This is a genomic window from Calidithermus roseus (assembly GCF_003574095.1).
Taxonomy (GTDB): domain Bacteria; phylum Deinococcota; class Deinococci; order Deinococcales; family Thermaceae; genus Calidithermus; species Calidithermus roseus.
Genome location: NZ_QWLA01000020.1, coordinates 1 through 25,601, shown reverse-complemented (window position 1 = coordinate 25,601; position 25,601 = coordinate 1). Strand labels below are relative to the sequence as shown.

The 25,601-nt window shown below is 65.8% G+C and carries 20 protein-coding genes and 2 tRNA genes; 7 read left to right on the top strand and 15 right to left on the bottom strand.

Annotated elements, in window-relative coordinates:
* Positions 1–10: 10 nt before the first annotated feature.
* Together Mrose_RS06770 and metH are read right to left on the bottom strand one after the other, a co-directional pair.
* Complete coding sequence (locus Mrose_RS06770; protein ID WP_119276744.1) at positions 11–1,966, bottom strand: chorismate-binding protein; 1,956 nt, start codon at positions 1,964–1,966, stop codon at positions 11–13.
* Positions 1,967–2,102: 136 nt separating this feature from the next.
* Positions 2,103–5,786, bottom strand: a complete 3,684-nt coding sequence (metH, locus tag Mrose_RS06765) for a methionine synthase (protein WP_119276742.1) — start codon at positions 5,784–5,786, stop codon at positions 2,103–2,105.
* Positions 5,787–5,890: 104 nt separating this feature from the next.
* Here metH and Mrose_RS06760 point away from each other — a divergent pair, with 104 nt between their 5' ends.
* The 5 genes from Mrose_RS06760 to Mrose_RS06740 all read left to right on the top strand — a co-directional run bounded on the left by Mrose_RS06760 (position 5,891) and on the right by Mrose_RS06740 (position 12,049).
* A complete protein-coding gene (locus tag Mrose_RS06760; protein ID WP_119276741.1) occupies positions 5,891–7,426 on the top strand; it encodes a nicotinate phosphoribosyltransferase in 1,536 nt (511 codons plus the stop codon).
* Between the two features lie 184 nt (positions 7,427–7,610).
* A complete protein-coding gene (gene menC / locus Mrose_RS06755) occupies positions 7,611–8,720 on the top strand; it encodes an o-succinylbenzoate synthase (RefSeq protein ID WP_119276739.1) in 1,110 nt (369 codons plus the stop codon).
* 2 nt (positions 8,721–8,722) lie between these two features.
* Complete coding sequence (locus tag Mrose_RS06750; RefSeq protein WP_119276738.1) at positions 8,723–9,502, top strand: GNAT family N-acetyltransferase; 780 nt, start codon at positions 8,723–8,725, stop codon at positions 9,500–9,502.
* A gap of 56 nt (positions 9,503–9,558) precedes the next feature.
* Positions 9,559–10,605: an amidohydrolase family protein gene (locus Mrose_RS06745; RefSeq protein WP_119276784.1), complete on the top strand. Its 1,047-nt coding sequence runs from the start codon at positions 9,559–9,561 to the stop codon at positions 10,603–10,605.
* Positions 10,606–10,729: 124 nt separating this feature from the next.
* The gene (locus Mrose_RS06740; protein WP_119276736.1) at positions 10,730–12,049 is read left to right on the top strand and encodes a chloride channel protein; all 1,320 of its coding nucleotides are present in this window, start codon (positions 10,730–10,732) and stop codon (positions 12,047–12,049) included.
* Here Mrose_RS06740 and Mrose_RS06735 read toward each other — a convergent pair.
* Positions 11,949–12,617, bottom strand: coding sequence for a PIG-L deacetylase family protein (locus Mrose_RS06735; protein WP_119276734.1), 669 nt, complete (start codon positions 12,615–12,617; stop codon positions 11,949–11,951). The two genes, Mrose_RS06740 and Mrose_RS06735, sit on opposite strands and share 101 nt — an antisense overlap.
* A 93-nt stretch (positions 12,618–12,710) precedes the next feature.
* On the opposite strand from Mrose_RS06735, the gene Mrose_RS06730 reads away from it, so the two are divergent.
* Positions 12,711–12,802: transfer RNA gene (locus Mrose_RS06730), tRNA-Ser, on the top strand.
* 77 nt (positions 12,803–12,879) lie between these two features.
* Here the strand turns inward: Mrose_RS06730 and Mrose_RS06725 are convergent.
* From Mrose_RS06725 to rnr, 3 genes are read right to left on the bottom strand one after another with little or no spacing between them, the layout of a single operon-like run.
* A complete protein-coding gene (locus Mrose_RS06725; protein WP_119276732.1) occupies positions 12,880–13,674 on the bottom strand; it encodes an ABC transporter substrate-binding protein in 795 nt (264 codons plus the stop codon).
* Complete coding sequence (gene coaE / locus Mrose_RS06720; protein ID WP_119276730.1) at positions 13,658–14,248, bottom strand: dephospho-CoA kinase; 591 nt, start codon at positions 14,246–14,248, stop codon at positions 13,658–13,660. Before coaE ends, Mrose_RS06725 begins: the two co-directional genes overlap by 17 nt.
* A gap of 22 nt (positions 14,249–14,270) precedes the next feature.
* The gene (rnr, locus tag Mrose_RS06715; protein WP_119276729.1) at positions 14,271–16,688 is read right to left on the bottom strand and encodes a ribonuclease R; all 2,418 of its coding nucleotides are present in this window, start codon (positions 16,686–16,688) and stop codon (positions 14,271–14,273) included.
* A gap of 155 nt (positions 16,689–16,843) precedes the next feature.
* On the opposite strand from rnr, the gene Mrose_RS18555 reads away from it, so the two are divergent.
* Entirely contained in the window at positions 16,844–17,323 is a 480-nt protein-coding gene (locus tag Mrose_RS18555) for a hypothetical protein (protein ID WP_147371582.1), read from the top strand.
* A gap of 420 nt (positions 17,324–17,743) precedes the next feature.
* Here the strand turns inward: Mrose_RS18555 and Mrose_RS06710 are convergent, their stop codons facing one another.
* The 9 genes from Mrose_RS06710 to ligA form a co-directional block, all read right to left on the bottom strand.
* The gene (locus Mrose_RS06710) at positions 17,744–18,979 is read right to left on the bottom strand and encodes an aspartate aminotransferase family protein (protein ID WP_119276727.1); all 1,236 of its coding nucleotides are present in this window, start codon (positions 18,977–18,979) and stop codon (positions 17,744–17,746) included.
* Between the two features lie 100 nt (positions 18,980–19,079).
* The gene (gene ilvA / locus Mrose_RS06705; RefSeq protein ID WP_119276725.1) at positions 19,080–20,312 is read right to left on the bottom strand and encodes a threonine ammonia-lyase; all 1,233 of its coding nucleotides are present in this window, start codon (positions 20,310–20,312) and stop codon (positions 19,080–19,082) included.
* Positions 20,313–20,325: 13 nt separating this feature from the next.
* Positions 20,326–20,805 carry a hypothetical protein gene (locus Mrose_RS06700; RefSeq protein ID WP_119276723.1) on the bottom strand — a complete coding sequence of 160 codons (480 nt, stop codon included), beginning with the start codon at positions 20,803–20,805 and terminating at the stop codon, positions 20,326–20,328.
* On the bottom strand, positions 20,802–22,409 hold the full coding sequence (locus Mrose_RS06695) for an aldehyde dehydrogenase family protein (protein ID WP_119276721.1): 1,608 nt from the start codon (positions 22,407–22,409) through the stop codon (positions 20,802–20,804). The genes Mrose_RS06700 and Mrose_RS06695 overlap by 4 nt, the downstream gene beginning before the upstream one ends.
* A 33-nt stretch (positions 22,410–22,442) precedes the next feature.
* The gene (gene coaD / locus Mrose_RS06690) at positions 22,443–22,943 is read right to left on the bottom strand and encodes a pantetheine-phosphate adenylyltransferase (RefSeq protein WP_119276720.1); all 501 of its coding nucleotides are present in this window, start codon (positions 22,941–22,943) and stop codon (positions 22,443–22,445) included.
* A 44-nt stretch (positions 22,944–22,987) separates the two neighbouring features.
* Positions 22,988–23,512, bottom strand: a complete 525-nt coding sequence (locus Mrose_RS06685; protein ID WP_119276718.1) for an RsmD family RNA methyltransferase — start codon at positions 23,510–23,512, stop codon at positions 22,988–22,990.
* Entirely contained in the window at positions 23,509–23,874 is a 366-nt protein-coding gene (locus Mrose_RS06680) for a hypothetical protein (RefSeq protein WP_119276716.1), read from the bottom strand. The genes Mrose_RS06685 and Mrose_RS06680 overlap by 4 nt, the downstream gene beginning before the upstream one ends.
* Positions 23,875–24,046: 172 nt before the next feature.
* Positions 24,047–24,123: transfer RNA gene (locus Mrose_RS06675), tRNA-Pro, on the bottom strand.
* Between the two features lie 159 nt (positions 24,124–24,282).
* The coding region (ligA, locus tag Mrose_RS06670; RefSeq protein WP_119276714.1) for an NAD-dependent DNA ligase LigA at positions 24,283–25,601 on the bottom strand (1,319 nt) is incomplete at its 5' end.

The following is a 25,601-nucleotide window of genomic DNA, read 5'->3' as shown; positions in this document are numbered from 1 at the left end:
GCTTCTCCCCTCAGGCCATCCCCTGCAATCCCTGGCTGTGTGGGTTGGAACGCGATCCAAGCGACAGGAAATTGCTCAGCAGCACCATCCCGTACTCCGAGAGCATGCTCTCGGGGTGAAACTGCACGCCCCAGGCCGGGCTTCGTCGGTGGGAAACTGCCATGCACAGCCCGGAGGCAGTCCAGGCCTCCAACTGCAGCACTGGGGGCAGGTCGCGGATGAGCAGGGAATGGTAACGGGTGAAGCGGGCCGGGCTGGGCACTCCCGCGAAAAGCCCACCCCCACGGTGCTCGAGCGGGAAAGCCTCGCCGTGAACCGGGCGGGGGGAGCGTTCGAGCCGTGCTCCCAGCGCCACCCCGAGCGCTTGATGCCCCAAGCAGATCCCCAGGAAGGGCAGGCGGGCCTCGAGCGCGGCCAGGGTCCACTCGAGGGTCTGGCCCGCCGTCGCCGGCTCGCCCGGCCCCGGTCCGACGACGAGGTGGGTGGCCCACGAAAGGTCGGGGGCCTGGCCGTGATCGACCACCCGCACCTCGGCCCCCAGCGCCGAGAGGTAGTCCACGATGTTGTAGCTGAAGGAGTCATGGTTCTCCAGGAAGAGCACACGGGCCTCGAGGCGCCTCGCCGGTCTTGGCGGCCTCCAAGCGCTGTCTCGGCGCGGCAGGGCCGGGGCCTGCCCCTCCCGACCCTGCCCCAGAGCCTGCAACAGGGCTTCTGCCTTGGCCTGGGTTTCGGCGTACTCGCGCTCGGGATCGCTCTCGATGACGATGCCCGCCCCAGCCGAGAAATAGCCGGTGCCCGCGGCGAAACTGAAGCTGCGGATGAGGATGTTGAAGTCGCAGCCCTTCCCCGAGACGTAGCCCATCGCCCCGGTGTAGGCCCCGCGGGGAACGGGCTCCAGCTCAGCAATGGTGCGCATGACGCTCTCCTTGGGCGCTCCGGTGATGGTCCCGCCGGGAAAGATGCTGGCGAATACCTCGCGCAAGGGGGCACGGCTGCGCCCCCGCACCTCAGAGACCAGGTGCATGACGTGGGAGTAGCGCTCGAGCGTAAAGGCTTCGCTCACCTCCACGCTGCCCGGCTCGCACACCCGCGCCAGGTCGTTGCGCAGGAGGTCTACGAGCATGACGTGCTCGGCTCGCTCCTTGGCGTTGGCGCGAAGCTCAGCCTCCAGCGCCTCATCCTGCTCGAGCGTCCGCCCCCTGGGCCGGGTTCCGGCGATGGGCCGCGCGGTGATCAGCCCATCCCGGTAGTCGAACAGTCGCTCGGGGCTACCCGAGACCACCGCGTAGCCCTCCCGGCGTACCGGCGAAGCCGGTCCCGCAAGGGAATCTGCCTCGCCCTCGAGCAGGCCCATGAAGGGGCTGGGGTTGTAGCGCCGCAGAGCCCGGTACAGAGCCAGCGGGTCCACCCCGCTCGCCGCGAAGCGAAAGCGGTGGGAGAGGTTGGCCTGGTAGACCCAACCGGCCCGGATACGCTCCTGCACCTCCGCCACGCCCGCCAGAAAGGCGTCCGCAGGGCAGTCGCTTTGTAACTCGACTTTCGGCAGCGGTTGAGGCTCGGCCAGGAGCGGGGTGAGCGCCGTGGAGGGCCTCTGGAGGCATTGCCCCTCGAGCCAGGCGTACCCCTCGGGATAGAAGTGGAACGCCGCCTCGGGCAAGCCGGGCAGGGGGGCGTGGGTGGGTAGCCCCAGGTGACGGGCGTACTCGTAGGCGAAGAAGCCGATCCAGGCCGGGAAGTACCCCGCTCCCAGGCCCTGCTCGAGGTAGCCGAACACCTCGAGCGCGTCCCCCACCGCCTCCCCGTCGAGATAGGTGACGCCTTCCCACACCTCGAGCCGCCGCGTGGCCCCCACCCCGAGCAGGGTCAGCCGCCCGAAGGGGGTTACGACCCCGGCGGACTCGAGCAGGGCCGGGCGCAGGCCCTGAGCACGGGCCCGGGCGTAGAGGGTGGCGGCGTCGTCCGACATCGCCTCGATTGTACGGAAGGGCAAGAAAAAAAGAAGCACGGGCTGCTCAGCCCGTGCCGGTCGGGGATCGTGCGGCCTGGACTTCGTGCTACTCGTTGCGAACGGTCTCGAGGTCTTTCGCTGCGCCCGGCGGTCGTTACAGATTGAAGTACTTCGCCGACGGGTGATGTACCACGATCGCGCTCGTGGACTGCTCGGGGTGAAGCTGAAACTCCTCGGAAAGCTCCACGCCAATTTCCTGCCACTTTAAGAGGTCTTGCAGGTATTTCTGGTCCTCCAGGCGCGGGCAGGCGGGGTAACCGAAGCTGTAGCGGCTGCCCTGGTAGCCCTGCTGGAACAACGCTTGCAGGTCGGTGGCGTCGTCCTGGGCGATGCCGAGTTGCTGGCGCACGCGCTTGTGCCAGTACTCGGCCAAAGCCTCGGCCATCTCGACCGAGAAGCCGTGCCAGTAGAGGTAGTCCTGGTAGCGGTCGGAGCCGAAGAGCTTCGCCGCGTGCTCGGAGGCGGCGCGGCCCATGGTCACGATCTGGCAGCCCAGCACGTCGCGCGCGCCGTTTTCCCAGGCGGCTTTTGGCATCCAGCTCTCCTCGTCGCCCACCGCGTCGGCGTGGCGGGGGCGGAAGAAGTCGGCAATGCAGAGGTGGCGGCTGCCCTTGCCCATCTGGCGGGGGAAGTTGAAGGCGAAAAGCTCCTCTCCGCTTTGGGGATCGAAGACGATGAGGTTGTTCTTGTCGGAGGCCACCGGCCAGAAGCCGTAGGCCACGGCGGGCTCGAGCGTCCCCTCGCGCATGGCCTGCTCGAGCAGTTCGCGGAAGATAGGCTCGGCCTCGCGCTCAAGCTTCTGCGCGTACTCCGCCTTGTCCATCTCGCCCCGGCGAAAGCCCCACTGGCCGCGAAAGAGGGCGTTCTTGTTGACGTACTGGGCGATCACACCCAGGTCGAGTTCACCGCCCTGGCTCTCGAGGCGTCCCGCCCGGTGCGGCAACACCGCCCCTTCCACCCGCACCACTTTGCGACCCCAGAAGGGCGGCCTGGGGATGCGGGGGGCGGGGGGAACGTTGGAAGGGATGTACTCCGAACCGGCCTCGAGCTTCTCCATGAGGATCTCGTAGGCGGTCTTGTACTTGTGCCCACTCTGCTCGCGACTGGTGAGCTTGGGCGGGGCGTGGCCGCAGAGTTCGTCCATCAGTTGCAGGCCGTCGAAGGCGTCGGAGGCGTAGTAGACGGGGCCGGTAGTGTAGATCTGGCGCAAGTCGTTCTCCACGTAGTGGCGGTTGAGGGCCGCTCCGCCGAGCACCACGGGGATGCGGTAGCCCCGCTCGCGCATGTACTCGAGGTTCTCCTTCATCACCACCGTGCTCTTGACCAAGAGGCCGCTCATGCCCACCACCTGGGGCTGGTGCTCCTCCACGGCGGCCAGGATTTCCTCGATGGGCTTCTTGATGCCTAAGTTCACCACCTTGTAGCCGTTGTTGGAAAGGATGATGTCCACGAGGTTCTTGCCGATGTCGTGCACGTCACCCTTGACGGTAGCGAGGACCATGGTGCCCTTGTGGACGCCCTCGAGCCGGTCCATCTTGGGCTCGAGGTAGCGCACCGCCGCCTTCATGCATTCGGCGGCCTGGAGCACGAAGGGAAGTTGCATCTTGCCCGCGCCGAATAGGTCGCCCACCACCTTCATGCCCTCCAAGAGCACCTCGTTGATGACCGAGACCGGGGTGTAGCCCGCTTGCAAAGCAGCCTCGAGGTCGGCCTCGAGGCCCACCTTGCGCCCTTCGATGATGCGCTTCTTCAGGCGCTCCTCCACACTGAGCCCGGCAAAAGGGTCAGCGGCGGACGATTTCTCCACCTTGTTCTTGGCGAAGTAGTCCACGAAGGCGAAGAGCGGGTCGTGGGCCACCGAGCCGTCGGGGTTGAAGGCGCGGCGGTCGTAGATGAGGTCGAGGGCGAGTTGGTACTGCTCCTGGGGGATCTGGTTGATGGGCAAAATCTTGCCCGCGTTGAGGATGGCCGCCGTGAGCCCGGCCTTGATGCACTCGTCGAGGAAAACCGAGTTGAGCACCACGCGGGCCTGGGGCGAAAGGCCGAAGGAGACGTTGGAGACACCCAGGATGAAGCCCACCTCGGGCAGCAGTTCGCGCACCCGGCGGATGCCCTCGATGGTCCACATCGCCAACTTGCGGGTGTCTTCGTCGCCCTGGGTAATGGGGAAGGTGAGCAAGTCGAAGAGGATCGAGCTGGGGGGGATGCCGTGGAGCTGGGTCAGGCGCTCGTACATCCTGAGGGCAATCTCGACCTTGCGCTCGGGCGTCTTGGCCATCCCGGCCTCTTTGTCCTCGTCGATGGTGAGCGCGACCAGGGCCGCTCCGTGCTGGCGGGCGAGGGAGGCCACCTTGTCGAACTTCTCCAGGCCGTCCTCGAGGTTGATCGAGTTGAGGATAGCCCGGCCCCCCAGGTGCTCGAGCGCCTCCTGCATCACGTCGAGCTGGGTGGAGTCGATCATGATGGGGATCTGCACGCTGGTGGCGAAGCGCTTCAAGACCTCGCGCATGTCGCGCACCTCGTCGCGACCCGTCCAGGCTACGGAAACGTCGAGGACGTGTGCCCCTTCGGCCACCTGCTCCTGGGCGAGCTCGAGCATCCCCTCGAAGTCACCGGCGAACAGCAGCTCGCGGAACTTCTTGCTCCCCGTGGCGTTGGTGCGCTCCCCCACGATGAGGATGCCGGTGTCCTGCTTGAGCGGCACCGCCTGGTAGAGGCTGGCGACCTGGGCAGGGAATTGCGCGTTGCGGGTAGCGGATTGCGGGTGACCGTCCAGAGCCTGAGCCAGGGCGCGGATGTGCTCGGGAGTGGTTCCGCAGCACCCACCCACCACGTTGAGACCGTATTCCCGCACGAACTTGAGCTGCCAGCGCACCAACTCGGCGGGGGTGAGGTCGTAGACTACCCGCCCCCCTTCGTTGCGCGGCAGGCCCGCGTTGGGCAGGCAGGAGACCCAGCGGGTGGAGTTCTGGCAGAAGAAGCGGATGTGCGAGTCCATCAGGTCGGGGCCGGTGGCGCAGTTCATCCCGATGACGTCGATGGGGAGGGCCTCGAGCGCGGTCAGGGCGGCGTTGTCGTCGGTGCCCACCAGCATGGTCCCGGTGGACTCCACCGTGACCTGCACCTGGAGGGGCACTTCCCGGCCCACGTCGCGCATGGCCGCGCGGGCCGCCTGCACCGCGCAACGCACCTGGAGGATGTCCTGGCAGGTTTCGATCAGCACAAGGTCCACCCCACCCAGGATCAGGCCGCGGGCGGCTACGCGATACGACCCCAGCATCTCCCGCCAACTGATCTGCCCCAGGCTGATGAGCTTGGTGCCCGGTCCCAGCGACCCGGCCACGAAGCGGGGCTTTTCGGGGGTGGAGAGCTTATCGGCCTCCTGGCGGGCGATGCGGGCCCCCAGGTAGGCCAACTCCTCGGCCTCGGCCTCGAGGCCGTACTCCACCAGCACGTGGGGGAAGGCCCCGAAGGTGTTGGTCTCCACCACGTCGGCTCCGGCCTCGAGGTAGCTGCGGTGAATAGCGGCAATTACGTCGGGCCGGGTACGGTTGAGCACCTCCGGGCAACCGTTGTACTGCTCGCCGCCAAAGTCGGCTGCCGTGAGGTTGTACTTGAAGATCTCGGTGCCCATGGCCCCGTCATAGACCAGCACCCGGCGGGAGAGGGCCTGAAGGTAGGGAAAAGCTCGAGCCCGCGCCTCTCGCTGATAGCCCTGGGCAGTGAGGGGCTCCAACCCCTGCTCAGCAAAAAAGTCACGGTATACCAGCCCGCTCATGGCCCGTATTGTGCCACAGAACGCCGCCCTCATCCCAACCCTTCTCCCCCAGAAGGGCTTGGCATCCAGCATTTGGCCTTTGGCGTTCGACGTATATTGAACCCATGTCCAGCCTCACCGAGGGCATCCTGCTCACCGACCAGTACCAGCTCACCATGGCCCAGGTCTACTTTCGCCTGGGAATCCACGAGAAACCTGCGCTGTTCGAGTACTTCTACCGCAAGAACCCCGATTACGGACAGCATCAAGCAGGGTATGGCGTGTTCGCCGGATTGGATCCCCTGCTGGAGTGGATGGAGACCGCGCGCTTTGGCACGGAGGAGCTCGAGGTCTTGCGCTCGCACAAAACCCGCGCGGGCAAGCCGCTGTTCGGATCGGATTTCCTGGCTTGGATGGGGCGCAACGGCTCCTTCGACGGGCTCACCCTGCGGGCGGTGGCCGAGGGCCGGGTGGTGCACCCCCAGGTGCCCCTCGTCGCCATCGAAGGACCACTGGCCCAGGCCCAACTGCTCGAGACCGCCCTGCTGAACAAGCTCAACTTCGAGACCCTCATCGCCACCAAGTCCAGCCGCATCCGCGAGGCTGCCGGCCCGGCAGCCTACATTCTGGACATGGGCCTGCGCCGGGCCGCCAGCGGGGCGGGCAACGCCGCGACCCGCGCCGCCCTGATCGGCGGGGCTAACCGCAGCTCCAACGTGGGGATGTCGCACGAGCTGGGCTTGCAAGCCGCCGGAACCCACGCCCACAGCATGGTGCAGGCCTTCATGGCGTTAGGCATGGGCGAACTCGAGGCCTTCCGGGCCTTCGCCGAGGTCTACCCCGACGACACCGTGCTGCTTGTAGACACCGTAGACGTGCTCGAGAGCGGCATCCCCAACGCCATCAAAGTCTTCGAGGAGCTCAAGCGCAAGGGCCACCGCCCTATCGGCATCCGGCTAGATTCGGGCGATCTGGCCTACCTCTCCATCCGCGCAGCCCAGATGCTCGATAAGGCGGGCTTCGCCGATGTCTCGATCGTGCTCTCCTCCGAACTCGATGAGCTGGTGATCTGGCAGATCCACACCCAAATCCGCGAGGAGGCCCCACGCTACGGAGTAGATGCCGATGCCCTGATCAAGCGGCTTGTGTTCGGGGTAGGCACGCGCATGGTGACGAGCTGGGGTCAGCCGGCCCTCAACGGGGTGTACAAGGTGGTGGCAGTGCAGGATGGCGGGGAGTGGAAGCCGGCGATCAAGGTCTCGGAGTCCATCGAGAAGGTGCTCAACCCTGGGCGCAAAAAGGTCTGGCGGCTCTACGACGAGCGCGGGCTGGCCTCCGCCGACCTGCTCACCCTCTTCGACGAAGATCCCCGCGCCGAGCGCTCGCTCACGCTGCACCACCCTTCCGAGGCCGGCAAGCTCCGCAAGGTGAACGTGGAGGTGTGCCGTCTCGAGCCCCTCCACGCCGAGGTCTGGCTCGGCAAGCGCCTCCTCGAGCCCCAGCCCCTCGAGGTCCTGCGCGAACGCCACCGCAAGGACGTGGAGTTGCTTGACCCCGGCGTGCGCCGCCTGATCAACCCCCACACCTACCACGTCTCCCTCTCCAGCCGCCTCTGGCAGCTCAAGAACCAGATGATCGAGGCCCTGACGCAAGGAGAGTAGACCCCTCGCGGAAGTTGCCGGTTGATAGTCCATAGCCAGGGGCATCGGGGATCGAGGGCCGGTGGCTCGTGGATATCCCCCCTTGCCCCCGAAGACGTTCGACATTTGCGCCTCGCGTTTGGCGTTGAGCGTTTTGCTATGGGCACATTTTGGCCTTCCGCCTCCAGCGCGTTAGCATAACCCCATGCGAATTGAAGCTGCCCAACTCAAGCTCATCACCCTTCCGCTGCGCTTTCGCTTCGAGACCTCCTTCGGCGTCCAGACCGAGCGGCACATCATCGTGCTCACCCTCTACGGCGAGGGTCTGGAGGGCTACGCCGAGACGGTGATGGAACACACCCCGCACTACCGCGAGGAGACCATCGCCGGGGCCTGGGCGCTGCTGGAAGAGTTGCTCATTCCCAGTGTCCTGGGCAAGGAAATCCCCAACCCCGAGGCGCTGTGGTCGCACATCCGCAACTTCCGGGGCAACAAGATGACCAAGGCCGCGCTCGAGATGGCCTTCTGGGACCTGTGGTGCAAGAGCCTGGGACAGCCGCTTTGGAAGGTGCTGGGCGGGGTGCGCGAGGAGATTCCGGTGGGGATCAGCTTGGGCATCGAGCCCTCCATCGAGAGCACCATCGAGAAAGTCGGCAAGGGGCTCGAGCAGGGCTACAAGCGCATCAAGCTCAAGATCAAGCCCGGCTGGGACGTGAAGATGCTGCTGGCGGTGCGCGAGGCCTACCCCGAGGCCAACCTCACCGTCGACGCCAACTCGGCCTACACCCTCAACCACATCGCCACCTTCAAGGCCATGGATGCCGCCGGGCTCGACTACATCGAGCAACCCCTGGCCTTCGACGACATCGTCGATCACGCCAAGCTGCAAGCAGCCATCTCCACCTCGATCTGCCTGGACGAGTCCATCACCTCCCCCGAGGACGCGCGCAAGGCCCTCGAGATCGGCGCGGGACGGGTGATCAACCTCAAGCCCGCCCGCGTGGGGGGCATCCTGGCCAGCCGCAAGATCCACGACATCACCGAGAGCTACGGTCTGCCGGTGTGGATGGGAGGAATGCTCGAGGCCGGAATTGGCCGGGCGGCCAACATCCACGTGGCCACGCTGCCCATGTTCATCAAGCCCGGCGACACGTCCTCGGCCAGCCGTTACTGGGAGGAGGACATCATCGAGGAGAGCCTCGAGGCCAGCGAGGGCATGATGAAAGTACCCCAGGGGCCCGGCATCGGCGTGACCCCCAAGCGCGAGTTCATCGACCGTCTGGCCCTCAAGTCGGCCTACGTCTCCAACGCCTGAGAATGGAAATCACCATACGCGAATTGCACGAGCCGGAGGAGATTCTCCCACTGGAGGAACTCCAAGCGGCGATCTGGGGCGACCCCGAGGACGTGATGCCTGCGCGCTCGATGATGGCCATGGGCCACGAGGGCGCCCTGATTGCCGGAGCCTTTTTCGGTACCCAACTCGTGGGCTTCGTCTTCGGCTTCCCCACCGCCGACCCCAAGCGCCACCACTCGCACATGATGGGGGTGCTCGAGGCCCACCGCGGCAGCCCGGCGGCCCTGCTGCTCAAGCGCTTCCAGCGCGACTGGTGTCTGAGCCGGGGCTACGAACGGGTGGTCTGGACCTTCGACCCTTTGCGCGGGGTCAACGCCAACTTCAACCTGCGCAAGCTGGGTGCGACCTTCGGCAAATACATCCCCAACTGCTACGGGGAGATGGGCGGCATCAACGCCGGGGCCCCTTCCGACCGGGCCGAGGCCGACTGGGAAATCCGCAGCGAGTGGGTCTTCCGGCGCATCTACGCCCCCGAGCCCCCGCCCAAAGTCGAGGGTCTCCCCCAAGTCAACACCGTGCAGGACGAGCGGCCCGTGGCGCTGAACCTGGGCCTGGAGGCTCCCCGGCTGCTGCTCCAGATCCCCGAGGACTGGGGAGGGATTCTGCAGGGTGACAAGACCCTGGCGCTGACCTGGCGGGAGCACTCGAGGCAGTTGTTCGCTCACTACTTCGCCCTGGGCTACCGGGCGGTGGACTTCGTGCGCTACCCCAACCGCTACCTCCTGGAGCGTGCGGTGTGAAGCTCGAGCCCGAAATCTGGACAGCCGAGGTGGTGTACCTAGGTTTCGGAACCCCCATGCTGCGGGGCGGGCTCTTGGTGGTGGGCGAACACGTCGCCATGACGGGGGGGCTCGAGGAGTTGCGCCACGCCTATCCCAGCGCGCCAATCCGCGCTAAGGGCAAGGCGCTGACCCCCCCTGTGGTCAACGCCCACACCCACCTTGACCTCTGGCGGCTCCCCTACTTCCGAGGGCGCTACATCGACTTCATCCGTCACGTCATCGCCCATGGCTCGGCGCGTGGGGTGGAGGCGGCCCGGCAGGGGCTGGAGGAGTTGCAAAGGCTGGGCGTGGGCGCTTTCGGCGACATCGTCGCCCGCGACGAGGTGATGGACTGGCTGCTGGGAGCCTGCGAGTTGCCGGGGATCGCCTACCGCGAGGTGATCGGCCCCGACCCCAGCAAAGCCGGCGACATCTTCGAGGGCCTCAAGCCACGCCTGTTGGCCTGGAAGAAGCGCGAGGGCCGGGTCAGGGTGGGGATCTCGCCCCACGCTCCCCACACCGTCAGCCCCCCCCTGTTGCAAAAGGTGGCAGAGTTCGCCCGCCTCGAGGGCTTTCCCGTGCAAATCCACGTCGCCGAGAGCCCCGACGAGAGGGAGTATCTCGAGCGAGCCCAAGGCAGCTTCGTGGAGTTCAACCAGCAGATGAAGATCCCCGTCTGGAAGCCTCCTGGCGTCTCTCCCGTTCAGTACCTGGCCGACCTAGGCGTCCTGGGCTCCGGCGTCACCGTGGTCCACGGGGTTCAGGTGGACGAGAACGACATTCGGATCATGGCCCAGAGCGGGTGTCGGGTGGTTTCCTGTCCCCGTAGCAACGAGGGCCTGGCCTGCGGCGAGCTACCCTGGGCGCTTTACCTCAAGCACGGCGTGGAGGTGGCCCTAGGCACCGACTCGCGTGGCAGCAGCCCCGACCTGGACGTAAAAAACGAGGCTCTGCACCTGTGGGGCAGGCTCGACCCACGCCTGCTGGTGCGCGCGGCCACCCGCAGTGGCTACAGGGTGCTGGGTCTGGAAACCCCACGCATTACGCGTGGAACCCACCTGAGCCAGGTACAATCGTGGTAGTGCGAATGCTCACGGCTGTTCCAGCGCTGAATTCAACAGTCCCTTCCCAGTGGAGCCCTGCGTCCGGCGTAAGACGCAGGACGTACGACCTTCAGCCGGTTTTTGACATCTGACAGGTATTCCCATGCAGGTCGGCCCCCTCATCCTCTACAGCGGATTCGTCGGCGCGCTCACCGGCCTGGTAGCAGCCCTGCTGGCTCTTGGCCTGGGCCTGATGCAGAACCTCGTGCTGGGCTGGGTGCTGGGCTACCAGCCTCCGGGTCTGCCCGGCGAGGGTGGGCTGGCCCAGGTCTTTACCGGGCCGCGCCTGTGGGTATTGACCCTGCTGCCGGCCCTGATTTTCACCCTGGCAAGCCTGGTGGGCACGGGCCATGGACTGGGCTGGTTTCTTTCGATGTACCGCATCGAGCGCCGCGCTCGCTTCCTCGAACACCTGCGCTCGAGCCTCGCCGCCATTGTGCAACTGGGCGCGGGCTCGCCCTTGGGCCGGGAAGGACCCATGGCCACGATGGGCCTGTGGATTGGAGCCGCCATCGGACAGCGCTTTCCCATGGGGGGCTCCGGGCGCTACCTGCCCTTCGCCGGCATGGCCGCCGGTTTTGCCGCAGCCTTCCACGCCCCCCTGGCCGCGGCCCTGCTGGCCTCGGAGATCGTGTTCCGGGGACTGGCTCTCGAGATCACCGCGCTGGCTCCGGCACTGATCGGGGCGCTGGCCGGCTTCTCGGTGTACGGCGCCATCATGGGCTATGGCCCCATCTTCGACATCAAGGCCGGCGCGGTTCCCCTGACTTCGCTGGTCTTCGGGCTGGCGGTCGGGTTGTTGTGCGCGGGGGTTGGTGCTTTGTGGCTCGAGGGCAGCTACTGGCTGCGCGTCCTGGTAAAGAGGCTCCCCTACCTGTACCGCCACCTGCTGCTTGGCCTGTTGGTTGGGGTCGTGGTGCTGGTGTTCCCAGCAGCTTTGGGCAATGCCCTGCCCTGGGTGCAGCTCGGGCTGTCGCCCATCCTGGACCTGCGCTTCCTGGCCCTGCTTTTCCTGGTCCAACTCATCCTGCTGGTGGCCGCCGGCGGGGTGCGCGGATACGGCGGCTATTTCGGCCCGGCGCTGGCCCTGGGGGGCCTGGTGGGGATCATCGCCTCGAGGGTCGTGCCGGGATTCGCTCCCCCCGCCGAGGCCGCCGCGCTGGCCGGGATGGCCGGTTTGCTGGCGGGGATCGCCCGCGCTCCTTTTGCCTCAGTGGTTTTAGCCTGCGAGGTCGGCGGGTACAGCGTCTTGCCGGTGGCCCTACCCGCCGCGTTCGCAGCCTACGCCCTGACCAATCCCCAACGTATGCCCGACCAGGTGGCTATTCTGGAAGATAAGGGTGAGGCAGCGGTTCCTGCGCCTGAAAGCGCTCAGCGTAGCGAACCCCAGCCAGACTCCCAAGCCGCGCCCGGTTCGCCCTGAAGGCCTCGAGGCTGTAATCCCATTGGTAAAAGTCACGGTACAATCTGAAGACCTGCTCGGCCACCGCCTGCCCTTCTTCCCCAATGTCCACGTAGACCGCCGGGCGCTGGATGTCCTCGCGGTAGTAGTGCAGCAGCCGGACTCGAGCGCGATAGGCTTCACCTACCAGCTTGGGAATGCGGCAGAACTTGAGCGCCGAAAGCGTCGCGGTGTGGGCCGCGCGGTGATCGGGGTGAACGTCGTAAGGATCCCAGGTAAACACCACGTCGGGCTTCCAATCCGCGATCAGCCTGGCAACGCACAGCGCCTCTTCCCGCCCACCAGTGAGGCCCGTATCGGGATAGCTCAAAAATTCGTACTCTGCCCCCAGAATGCGGGCCACTTCCCGGCCATGACCCTCGCGCACGGCGGCCACCTCTTCAGGTGGCGCATCGCCAAACTGGCTGGCCAGCTCGCCCCTGGTGAGCCAGACCAGCTTGACGGCATCGCCGCGCAGGGCGTGCTTGGCCAGGGTCCCAGCGGTGCCAATCTCGTCGTCGGGATGAGGAAAGATTGCCATCAGCCGCATAGGGGGCAGTCTACCCCGCACCGCCCTTTTATGACAGAAGCATGCGCTAGACACAACCTGGAGGGTGTGCTACATTCATGGGTGCTGCGCCGTGGAGAGGTGCCCGAGTGGTTGAAGGGGCACGCCTGGAGAGCGTGTATAGGGCGTTCGCTCTATCGAGGGTTCGAATCCCTCCCTCTCCGCCAGCAGACGAGAAAATCCCCCGCTCCGCAAGGGCGGGGGATTTTAGCACTCGAGGAAGTCTTGACCTCAAGACGGGCGCTCAAAGCCCCAACCGCTCGATCTGCCGCTCGAGTTGCTCGAGGTAGCTGAAGAACAGCGGGCCATAGTGGGCCAGTTCATCCCCGCCGTTGACCACCAGCGGGTAATTCCAGCCCCGCGAAGCCATCAAGGCTGCCGCCCGCTCCCAGGAGCGGGCGCGGTGGGGCTTGGGCTCGTAGATCACCAGGTCGGGGTGAAGGGAGGGGACGGCTCCCAGGTCGGGGGGGAAGTAGCTCTGGGGATGGTCGGCAAAGACGTTGACCAGGCCCAGGTGCCGCAGGGCCTCCCCTACGTAGCTCCCCCGTCCCACGCTGATGGGGCCGCCCAGGTCGAACTCGAAGTAGACCCGCAAGGGGGGCAGGATTCCGGCCAGTCGGCTATATTGCTCGGCTAGTTCGGCGCACAGCCGCGAGGCCCGCTCCCCCACTCCCAGCAATTCGCCCAGCAGCACGATGTTCTCGAGGATGCCGTAGGGGCTTTGGGGCAGGGGCACGGGAAAGACCGGGGCCCCACCCTGGCGCAACTCCTCGAGCAGGCCCCGCTGCACTCCGGTGCTCACGAGCACCAGGTCGGGCTCGAGGCTTCTCAGCAGCTCCCAGCGCACGCGGGTGTAGCTGGAAAGCACCGGCAGGCCGAGCGTGGCCGCCGGGCGGTAACAGAAGGCGCTGCGCCCCACCACCCTCTCCCCCAGCCCCAGGGCGAACAGAGTCTCAGTGGCGTTAGGGGCTAGCGAGACGATGCGGCGGGCCGAGTCGGGCAGTTCGATGGGGCCCAGCCAGTCATGCACGAGCTTCATCCCTCACCCCCTCGAGCCAGCCCCGCACCCGTGCTCGCAAGCTTTCCAGATCGGAGTCATTCCAGATGACCCACGTCGCCCGCCGGACCTTTTCCTCCTGGGGCACCTGGCTGGAGTCCCTGGCGGCGAATTCCTCGGCGCTGAGCCCGCTGCGGGCCTGCACCCGTCTCAGGCGCAGTTCGGTAGGGGCGACCACCGCCAGCACCCCGTCAAAGTCGCGCTCCCTGCCGGTCTCAAACAGCAACGGTATGTCCTGCACGATCAGGGGCTCTCCCCTTTGCTGGGCCTGCCGCGTGGCCTCGGCCATGCGCTGGCGTACGTAGGGGTGCAGGATGGCCTCGAGGTCGCGCCGGGCCTGGGGATCGGCGAACACCAGCTGTCCCAGTCTGCGCCGGTCAAGTTCGCCTGTCTCGCAGACCTCGGGGAAGCGCCGGCAAATGGCCTCGCGCAACACCTCCGACCCCTCGCGGGCCAGGGCATCGGCATCGAGCACCGTCACTCCCATCTCGCGCAAAATTTGCGCGACCGTGCTCTTACCGCTGCCGATACTGCCCGTGAGGCCGATAACGCGCATCGATAGAAAGCTTCCCGTGGGGTTAGGAGCGACGACGCCTGCGGCGGCGAAACCTGGACTGACTTTCCGAGCGGCGCTCGGGAGCCTGGCTCTCTGCCTGCGTGCTGCCGCTCCACTCGCCAAAGTAGATCTTGCTGAGCGTGACCCTGGCTCCCCGATCGGGCCGTTCGCGCTTGGCAGGGGGGCCTACCGCGCTGCGGGTCGCTTTCTTGCCTTTGGTACCCGAAGTCTGCTTCTGGGTGGTGTGTTCGGGGCTGCTGGCTCTCCCCCCCTTGCCGCCCGTGCGCTCGAGCCGCTTGGGTCGGGCAGAAGGCTCGGTTTTCTGGCCCGCGCTGGCCTGAGTGGGCGCCAGGTCGATCTGGCGGGCCGGGGGGCTGGCCCCGAGGATGGTGACTTGCATCTCGTCGCCGATGCGGATGCGGCGCTTGCTGCGCTGGCCGACCAGGGCCAGCAGATCCGGGTCGTAGCGGTAGTGGTCGTCGCGCAGGGCCTCGAGGCGGATCATGCCCTCCACGCCGTTGTCCAGGGCCACGAAGACCCCGAAATCGGTCACTCCGGACACCACGCCCGCGAAGGAGCGCCCGACTTGGCCCTGCGCCCACAGGCACTGATAGAACTTGGTCAGGTCGCGCTCGGCGCTTTCCGCGGCCCGCTCGCGCTCGGAGGTGTGGAGGGCCATGGCCGGGAAGCGATCGGCCCACTCGGCGCGTTTTTTCTCGGTGATGCGCTTCTTGAGCAGCGCCTTCAGCACGCGGTGCACTACCAGGTCGGGATAGCGGCGGATGGGGCTGGTGAAGTGCAGGTAGTGCTCGGTAGCCAAGCCGAAGTGGCCCAGGTTCTCGGCGGCGTAGCGAGCCAGACGCAGCGAGCGCAGCAGCAGGCTCGAGACTACCTTCTCCTCGGGTTTTCCCTCGGCCTGCTTGAGGATTTCCTGCAGGGCCTTGGGGCTGGGCTCGCCGTGGGGGAGCTTGTAGCCCAGTCGGGCCAGGTTCTGCACCAGCTCGTTGTAGGCCTTTTCCGTAGGATCCTCGTGCACGCGGAACAGCGCGGGGATGTCCCGCTCGAAGAGGTGGCGGGCCACGGTGCGGTTGGCCAGCAGCATCAGCTCCTCGATGAGGCTACGGGCGTCGGGCTCGCGGATGGGGATCAGGTGCAGGCTACCCGCCTCCCCTACCTCAACTTTGACCTCGCTGAAGTGGAAGTCCAGGGCACCGCGCTCGAGCCGCTCCTCCTTCAGGGCTTTGGTCAGGGCCAGCAGCAGGGTCAGGTCGGCGGCCAGGAAGGCGTATTCCTCGGGCAGGGACTTGCCCTCGGCGTAGTCCTGCACCTGGTTGTAGGTCAGGCGGGCCACGCTACGGATGACGCCTTCCCTGAACCGGTAGTCGCGGATCTGGCCGTTCTTGTCGATGTCGATCAACACCGACAGCACCAGGCGGTCCTCGCCGGGCACCAGCGAGCAGACCCCGTTGGACAAGCGCTCGGGGAGCATGGGCAGCACCCGACCCGGCAGGTAGACGCTGGTGGCGCGAGTGTAGGCGTCCTTGTCGAGGGCGCTGTGCTCCTTGACGTAGTAGGACACGTCGGCAATGTGGACCCCGACGCGGAAAATGCCCTTGGGTAGCCGCTCGACGTGGATGGCGTCGTCGAAGTCCTTGGCGTCGGCCCCGTCGATGGTGAAGACGTTGAGACCACGGAAGTCCGCGCGGCGCTCGAGCTCGGAGGGAGGGATCTCGAGGCCTATGCTCTGGGCCTCGGCCAGGGCCTCGGGGCTGAACTCCTTGATCAGGTCGTACTTGACGATGACCGCCTCGGTCTCGCTCTGGGGGTCGTCGGCCCGACCCAAGTACTCCAGGAACTCGCCGTAGGGCTCGTGACCCGACCGGTCGGGGTAGTTGATTTTGATGGCGATGCGGGCTCCGGCCTCGAGCCCGCCCAGACCCAGGGGCATCAGCTTGATCATGCGAGGCAGCCTGGGGTCGTCGGAGATCAGCCAGGCGAAGCCGCGCTTGAAGTCGAGCCGCCCGGTCATGCGGTCGCGGGCGCGCTCGAGCACCTCGCTCACCACCCCCCAGGGCTTACGGTCGCGCCCCGGCGGCTGCGGCACCACCATCACCCGGTCGCCGTGCCAGGCCCCGCCCAGTGAGCCTTTGGGGATGTAGAGGTCTTCGCGACCCGGCTCCTCGGGCACGGCAAAGCCAAACCCCAGCGGGTGCACCTGAAGCCTGGCGGCAAAGCCCCGCCCGCTCGAGGGCCTGGCGGCAGGGCTGCCAGGCAGGGCGTAGGTGTTGCGGCGCGGCTCGAGCACTTTCCCAGCGCTCACCAGCCGATCGAGGCGCTCTTTGGCTTCGGCCCGCTCGAGGCGCAGGCTACGGATAATCTCCCGCAGCCCATACTGTTTATCCGGCTGCTTACGCAGAAATTCGAGGATTGTATCGGTCATGGCTTTCGTAGCGACTAGTAGCTACATCTCCGTAGGTCTAGCACAGTAAGTCTAGCATACCTGTCGAGTCGCATCCAATTAGTTGTATCTTATACAGTTTTCCCATAAACAAAAATAGATCTTGATAATTGCGGCGACGATTTTATAATCCAGCCATGAGGAAGCGTATCGCCTTTCTAGTCCTAGCCGCTTGCCTATTTGTTGGGTGCAATAAGGGGGCTACGGGCGCGGGGGAGCAGGGGATTATTTATATAGATTGGAGCAAAATCGAAATCAAATCAATTGGAAATATAATTGTTTCCGACTTTCTCAAGAGTGAAGTACTGAGAACTTTTAAGCTAACTCGCGGATCCGGAAATCAGACGGCTCCTATTCCATATAAGGCTGTGACATTCATCCAAGTCGGCGATCAAATTTCAAAAGACCCAGACACAGATCCGTTCACCAACCCCGTTGAGGTCGTACGCAAAACCGGTTCTTTTATCGTCGATATCGAACCTGATGGAGCCGTCATTTACTATCCTGTGTGGAACAGCCACGCAACGAGCCTCCTGCGCTATCTGAGGTTTCTAGCGATAGCCCCGCACCACAGCAGGTATGTTGTATTCTTGGCTACAAGATCGACACCAGAGTGAGCTATTCATCTGACAGGGATTGCTGCAAAGCCTACGTCGGAGCACTCAGAAACCACACCGACCAACCTGCAACCATCAGCGTCACCGTCAGTCATACGGCTACTTCTTCAATCAGCGGTGGCTTTGACCAAGGGAAAATCAAATACTCGATCAATTGGCAATCCTCTACTAGCCGCACCTGGACAGTTTCACAAACTGTATCGCCACGCAGCATCAGGAAAATCTACGCATTTGGCACGGGCCGCCGCTATTACGGCGAGCAATACAAGTATCCAGCCACAGCTTCTAGTTGCTCAGCCGCGCCAGCGCAGTGCAGCGCGACCGGCTGGAGCGCGTTCGTAGCGCAGGGTATCGGTTACACGATCACCGGCGGCTACTAAGTGCAAAGCACCTGCTTCTAGGGCACCTCGAGGTGTCCCATTACAGCACCCCCTCGAGCGCAACCTTGGTCGCCGCCAGGCTCTCCCCCAGCGCCTCGATGGCCTGGTCGATGTGCTCCTTCTCCACGATGAGGGGGGGCTCGAGGCGCACCACCTTGGGGTTGTTGAGGCCGAAGGCAGTGAGGATGCCCCGGCTGGCGAGTTCGGCCACCACCAGCGCCCCGATGTCGGCGTCAGTGAACTCCAGGCCCACCATCAGGCCGCGCCCACGCACTTCCTCGATGAACTCGGGGTAGGCGTCCCAGAGCTGCTTCAAGGAGGCCATGAGGTACTGACCCATCTCGAGGGCGCGGGCTGGGAGGTTTTGCTCGAGGGTGACCTCGATGGCCGCCAGGGCTGCCGCCGCCGCAAGGGGATTGCCCCCGAAGGTGGTGGAGTGGATCAGGGGCTCGTGTTTGTAGACCTCGAAGATCTCGGGGCGCACAATGGTAGCGCTGATGGGCATCACGCCCCCGCCCAGGGCCTTGGCGCTGGTGAGGATGTCGGGCTCGACCCCTTCCCAGTCCACGCCCCACAGCTTGCCGGTGCGCCCCAGGCCGGTCTGAACTTCATCAACGATGAGCAGCACGCCCTTTTCACGGGTGATGCGCCGCACTTCGCGCAGATAGCCTTCAGGCGGCACCCGGATGCCCCCCTCCCCCTGGATGGGCTCGACGATCACCGCCGCCGTGTCGGGGCCGATGGCTGCCTCGAGGGCCCTGGCGTCGCCGAAGGGCACCACCGTCACACCCGGCACCAGCGGGGCCGCCGGAAGCTGATAGTGCTCCTTGGGCGTAACCGAAAGCGCGCCGTAGGTCTTGCCGTGGTAGCCGTTCTTGGTGGTGATGAAACCGGGCCGCTTGGTGTGGATGCGGGCGAACTTGAGCGCGGCCTCCACGGCCTCGGCCCCTGAGTTGCCGAAGAAGACCATCGAGAGGTCGCCCGGAGTGATCTCGGCAAGCCTGTGGGCCAGGCGGGCGGTGGGTTCGGAAACCATGACCCGCACCGACATGGGCATCCTGTCGAGCTGGGCCCTGACCGCCTCGAGCACCCTGGGATGGCGGTGGCCCAGCGAGAGCGTGCCGTAGAGGCCCAAGAAGTCCAGGTAGCGCCTGCCCTCGGTGTCCCACACGTAGACCCCTTCGGCGTGGGATTCGACCTTGTCCAGCCCGGTAAAGCGGAGCAAACCCGCCAGGCCAGGGTTGACGTGCTTCTCATACCAGTTGAAAGCTTCCATCAGGGCGATTCTAACACCCTGCCAAGCTGCGCCCGGCGGCGGCATACGGGGCAATGCCATACCCCTATACCCACATTCGTGCTGTCAAGCTGTGCGTCGATTACTCGGGCCACAGGCCCAAGTTCTCACGCTCGACGTGATAGCCAGCGCCCTCGAGCCGCGCCACCACCTCGCGCCCGTGCTCGTCGTCGCGCACCTCGAGCACCAGTTCCACGCCCACCTTGCCCAACGGGGCCAGCCACAGCGCCCGGCGGTGGAAGATATCCACCACGTTGGCCCCGGCCTCGGCCACCTTCTCGACGATGCGGGCCAGGGCTCCGGGGCGGTCAACCAGCGAGAGCTTGAGCAGGATGTAGCGTCCCTGACGTACCAGCACCTGCTCGATGACCCGCGACAGTAAATTGCCGTCGATGTTGCCCCCGCACAGCACGGTGCAAACCACGTCGTCAGACCGCAGCGGGACCCTGCCGGCCAGCAGCGCAGCCACGCCTGCCGCACCCGCCCCTTCCACCACCAGCTTGCTGTTCTGGACGCAGTGGAAGATGCCCCTGGCGATCTCGTCGTCGCTGACTTCGACCACGTCGTCGACGTACTGCTTGATCAGGGGCAAGGTGAGGTCGCCAGGGCGCTTGACGGCGATGCCGTCGGCGATGGTCTGGGCGGCGGTGACGGCCACGGGATGCCCAGCCAAAAGCGAGGGCCGCACCGGAGCGCAGCCTGCCGCCTGCACACCCACCACCCGCAGCGAGGGCTTGAGGCCCTTGGCCGCGATGGCAACACCGGAGATGAGGCCCCCGCCGCCGATGGGCACCACCAGGGTGCTGACCTCGGGTAAAACCGCGAGGATCTCGAGGCCGATGGTCCCCTGGCCCGCGATCACCTGCTCGTCGTCGAAGGCGTGGACCCAGGTGTAGCCGTGCCGCTGGGCTAGCTCACGGGCGTGAGCGGCGGCGTCGTCGAAGGTGAGGCCCTGCAACACCACCTCTGCCCCCAGGGCTTGGGTGGCCTTGACCTTGGTCAGCGGCGCGTACTGCGGCATCACGATCACCGAGCGGATGCCGTGCAGTCGGGCCGCCAGCGCCACACCCTGGGCATGGTTGCCTGCCGAGGGTGCGATCACGCCCCTGGCCTTCTCCTCCTTCGAGAGATGGCTGATCTTGTTGTAGGCCCCACGAATCTTGAACGAGCCGCTCTTTTGCAGGCACTCGGCCTTGACGTAGGCCCTCACGCCGAGTTCCCTGGAAAGCGCCTCGTCGGCCAGCAGCGGGGTTGAAGCGACGATGCCCTCGAGCGTTTTCTGAGCCGCTCGAATCTCAGCCAGCGTGACACTCATCGCCGGGCAACCCTTAGCGTCCACTCGCCAGCAGGCGGAAACGGGAGGTGAGGTAGCTCAGCGCCTGGGCCTCCAGCGCTGCCACGTCCACTTGAGAGTCGTCGCTGCGGCTGTTGAGGAAGATGCTCACCAACCCCTGGCCGCGCTCGCGGATGAGCCAGGCCATCTCGATGGTCCCCAGCACCTTGCCCTGGGCATCCACCTTGCGGGCTACGTAGGAGACCCGCACCTCCTTGGGGTTAGAAGGCTGCTGCACCACCGTGAACGGGCTGTAGCCCGCCGGAGGCGATACCCGCAGCGAATAGAACACCGCCAACTCAGAAGCGAAGGGCGCGGTAAGGTCGGGGCGGTAGGAGGGGTCGGTGCGGCTGACCAGGGCGTCGGTGCCGGTGGCGACGGCCTCGAAGACCATCTCGCCTTTGCCGGTTTCGATCTGCGGCGCACAAGCACCCAGGGCCAGCGCCAGCAGGAGCAATCCAAAGGTCTTTCTCATCGGACGACCTCCTGAAGCCCCAGCAGCCTGGCCCAGTCGGTGGCCTCGCGGGCCTGGGCGTAGGCAGTGTCCATCTGGGCGAGTTGGAGCCTGCCCGAGTACTCCTCGTTGACCGCGTGCCAGTAGGTGTATTCCTCGATCACCCACACCCCACTCTCACGGGTGCCGTTGCCGCTGCCGCGAATCCCGCCGAAGGGCAGGTGGGCCTCGGCCCCCACGGTGGAGTTGTTGATGCTGCTCATGCCGGCCTTGATCCCCACCTTGAAGCGGTAGGCCGAGTGGCGGTGATTGGTGTAGATGGCCGAGGAGAGCCCGTAGGGGTGGGCGTTGGCGTACTCGAGGGCCTGCTCGAGGTCCTTAGCCTTGACCAAGTTGATGGTAGGGCCGAAGATCTCCTGCTCGAACTGGCGCATCCCCGGCGCGGCCTCCCAGACCGTGGGGGTACCGAAGATTCCTGCGTCGGGGTCGCCCCTGAAGCGGGGGTAGGGGTTGCTCGAGGTGATGCGCCCCGAGCCCAGCAGCAGCTTTGCCCCGTCCTGCTCTCCCCACTGGTAGTGCTCGCTCCAGCGCTGGAAGAGGCGCTCGTTCATGAAGGGGCCGTAGGTCAGGTCGTCGTAGAGCAGGGGGTTGCCCACCACCGTGGACTCGGTCTTCTCGAGGAAGCGCCGCTTGAACTCCTCGTAAATGGGCTCCTCGACGATGACGTTGCCCGCGCTGGTGCAGCGCTGGCCGCCGGTGGCGAAAGCGCTCCACCAGGCCCCCTCCACCGCCAACTCGAGGTCGGCGTCGGCCAGCACGATCAGGGGGTTCTTGCCGCCGAGCTCGAGGGTCGGACGGATGAGGTTGCGCCCGGCCACCTCCCCGATCTGGCGACCCACGGCGGTGCTGCCGGTGAAGGCGAACTTGTTCAAGAGCCCCTCGTCCATTAGCTCGATAAGCCACTGGCCGGCGGAGTCCTTGCCTGCGCCGAAGACCACGTTGACCACGCCTGGCGGCAACCCAGCCTCCTCGAAGAGCTTGACGAAGACGTAGGAGAGGGCCGGGGAGTCTTCCGAGGGCTTCCAGACAACAGTGTTGCCGGTGAGCACCGCCGGGATGATTTTCCAGGAGGGCACGGCGATGGGGAAGTTGCCCGCGGTGATCATGCCTGCTACCCCCAGGGGGCGGCGGAAGGTGAAGAGCTCCTTGTTGGCCATCTCGCTGGGCACGGTCTGGCCGTAGAGCCGCCGGCCCTCCGAAGCGAAGAACACCGCGGTATCGATGGCCTCCTGCACGTCCCCGCGGGCTTCCTTGAGGGTCTTACCGATCTCGCGCACCATCAGGCGGCTGAGGGTTTCCTTCTCGCGGGCCAGCACGCTGGCGAAGTTCATCAGCACGCTCCCGCGCACCGGCGCGGGGGTGCGGGACCACTCCTCAAAGGCCTTGCGGGCGACCTGTACGGCTCGTCGCACCGTTTCCTTGGAAGCTTCGGGGAAGCGGGCGGTGAGGTCTTCGCGGTCGGAGGGGTTGTGCCGCTCGAGCACCCTCCCCTCGAACACCTCCTCCCCGCCGATGAGGTGGCCGATCTCCAGGGCGTTGCCGTATTTGCTCTTGAGTGTGTTCATAGGGCTATCCTAATCCGAGTCCTGACCTCGAGCCTACTGCTGCTGGGTCTGCTGCTGCTTGTACAGCAGGGCCTCGAGGGTCGCCGGGGGCACCATCTCGCTCACGTCGCCGCCATAGCGGGCGATCTCCTTGACCATGGTGCTGGAGATGAAGGACCAGCGGGTGGCGGCCATGATGAACAGCGTCTCCGGGTGGGGGGGGTACTGGCGGTTGAGGTGGGCCATCTGCAGCTCGTACTCGTAGTCCGAGACTGCCCGCAGGCCCTTGACGATCACCTTGGCCTCGAGCGACTTGAGGAAGTCCACCAGCAGGCCTTGAAAAGTGTGCACCTGGACGTTGCTGAGGTTGGCCTGAGCCACCGCGTCGCGGATGATGTGAACGCGCTCCTCGGCGCTGAAAAGTTGCCGCCCGCGCTTAGAAGGGTTCTCCAGCACTGCCACCGTGACGCGCTCGAACAGGCGGCTGGCCCGTCGGATCACGTCGAGGTGGCCGTTGTGCAATGGGTCGAAGCTACCAGGATAAACCACGTGCATGTGTCCTCCAGAAAGGCAAGGGAAAGTCTATCCCAAAATCCCCCTCAAGGCTCCTGGCGCACGATGGTCAGGCAGTTGGCGCCGTAGACCCGGCGCTCGCCTATGGGCAGGTGCAGCTCGGTGGGATGTTGCAGGATGCGCAGGCCGCCCGGCTCGATGATGTCGGCCTCGAGCAGCCGCTGGAAGTCCTGCAGCAGGTCGTGGGGATAGGGCGGGGCCATGAAGGCCACCACGAAGCGCAGCCCTCGCCGCGCGGCGAGCTCGAGGTAGCGCTCGACCGCCATGGGCTCGATGTGCACCTCGAGCCTGGCCCTCATGGCGTTCTCGCGCAAAAACTGCTGGGCCTGCCGGTCGACTTCTACCAACGTCACCTCGAAGCCCTCGCTGGCCGCCTCGAGGCCGACCGCCCCCGATCCCGCATACAAGTCGAGGAACTTCCCCCGCTGTGGATAGCGCAGCCGCAGGTAGTCGAACAGGGCCTTACGCAGGCGTACCGGGCTAGGGCGGGCCGAGGCGGGCACCTTGAGGGCCACACCCCGCGCCACTCCTCCCAGGATGCGCAGGTTCATCGCGGTTGGGGAACCAGGCTGGGGATCTGGATAGCCTGGGGATTGCGGAACCAGAGCTTGCAGCTAAAAGAACCCACGGCTGGTTTGGGCACCACCACCCTAAACGCGCTGCTCTTGCCGCTTCCCAGCGAGCGAAGGCTGATGAAAGCCGAATTGCTGACGACCTGCGCGCCTAGGGTGACTTGAAGGTTGGCCCGAACGTCCTTCAGGGTGCCCTGGGTGAGGTTGAGCACGACCCCTTCGGCTACAACGGTTCTTCCCTCACGCTTGCAGCTCCACTCCTGCACCCTGAGCTTGTACGGCTCGACCTGGGCCAGCGCCAGCGATACGAAAACGACCAGCAAAAGCGAGTAAAAACGCATAACCAAGTGCCTCCAGCGTTGTCGTTCGTCGGGACCCCACGGTGCGTGCTAAAGCCCTCAGACAGGACTACCTGTGTATGGCCAGTTGGACAAGCTCACCGTGGGGTGACTCAGACCTCTGGAGGGCATTCTACCCCAAGACAAAAGCCGCCTCTCGGCGGCTCGCGGGGTCTGGTCGAGGAGAGAGGATTCGAACCTCCGACCCCCTGGACCCGAACCAGGTGCGCTACCAGGCTGCGCTACTCCTCGTCCGGCATCCAAGTATAGACAGGCAGGGAGGCTTTGTCTAGCCAGCGCAGTCTCAGCAGGGCTTTCTCGAGGCTCGTGCAGGTGAGCCCGAGTGCGCCAGGCGCAAAACGCTGAACATCCAAAAGCACAGTCAACGGCGTCTTGGGTCCTATGGCCCCACTACCGGCTATCCACCACCCCCACCTTCTCCGCCAGCAAGGCCTTCAACCCCTCCTCGTCCAGCACCGGAACACCGAGTTCCTGCGCCTTCTGGAGCTTGCTCCCCGCGCCCGGCCCGGCCACCACGTAGCTGGTCTTCTTGCTCACCGAACCCGAAACCTTGGCCCCCAGGGCCTCGAGCTCGCGGCTCACCTCCTCGCGGGGGCGGGAAAGCTCGCCGGTGAGCACGAACGTCAGGCCCGCCAGCGCGTCGCCTTTGGGCTTCTCCTTGGCTTCGAACTCGACCCCGGCCCGGCGCAGGGCCTCGATGAGCTGTAGCATCTGAGGCTTGTGCAGCGCCTCGTAGATGGCCCTAGCCGTGGTCTCGGCCACGTCCTCCACCGCGTCGAGTTCCTCCACCGAGGCCGCGATGATGCGGTCGAGGTGACCGAAACGGCGGGCCAGGGTGCGCGCCAGCGCTTCCCCCACTTGGGGCAGGCCAAGGCCGAATAGCAGGCGCTCCAGTCCCCGGTGCTTGGAGGCCTCGATCTGCTCGAGCAGCTTCCTCGCGCTTTTCTCGGCCTTGCGCTCGAGGCCGGCGACGTCCTCCAGGCGCAGCTTGTAGAGGTCGGCCACGTTCTTGACCAGGCCCGCGGCCAGCAGTTGCTCGATGAGCTTCTCTCCCAGACCCTGGATGTCCATAGCCCGGCGGCTGGCATAGTGGCGGATGGATTCGAAGGCCTTGGCCGGGCACAGCGGGTTGGGGCACAGGTGTACCTTCCCCGAGAGCACCAACTCGGTCTGGCACTCAGGACAGTGGGTGGGCCACACCACCGGGCGCTCCCTTCCCGTGCGCTGCTGCTCGATCACCCGCAGCACCTCGGGGATCACCCCGCCCGACTTGTGCACCAGCACCGTATCCCCGATGCGCAAGTCCAGCTCGGCGATGTAGCTCTCGTTGTGCAGCGTCACCCGGCTCACCGTGGAGCCCTCGAGGTGGACGGGCTCGAGCTCGGCCACCGGGGTCACCCTGCCGGTGCGCCCGACCTGGAAAGTCACGCCCAGCACGCGGGTGGTCTTTTCCTCGGCGGGAAACTTGTAGGCGATGCCCCAGCGCGGGCTCTTGGCAGTGAAGCCCAGTTCCCGCTGCAAGCGGAGTTCGTCCACCTTGACCGTGATGCCGTCGGCCTCGAAGGGCAGCTCCCGCCGCCGGGAGAGCATCTCCTGATAGGCCGCCTCGACCTCCTGCGCGCCCTTGACCCGGCGATGGTGGGGTTCGACGGCGAAGCCCAGCTCGGCCAGCCGCCCCAGCAACTCGAACTGACCCGCCACCCCCAGGG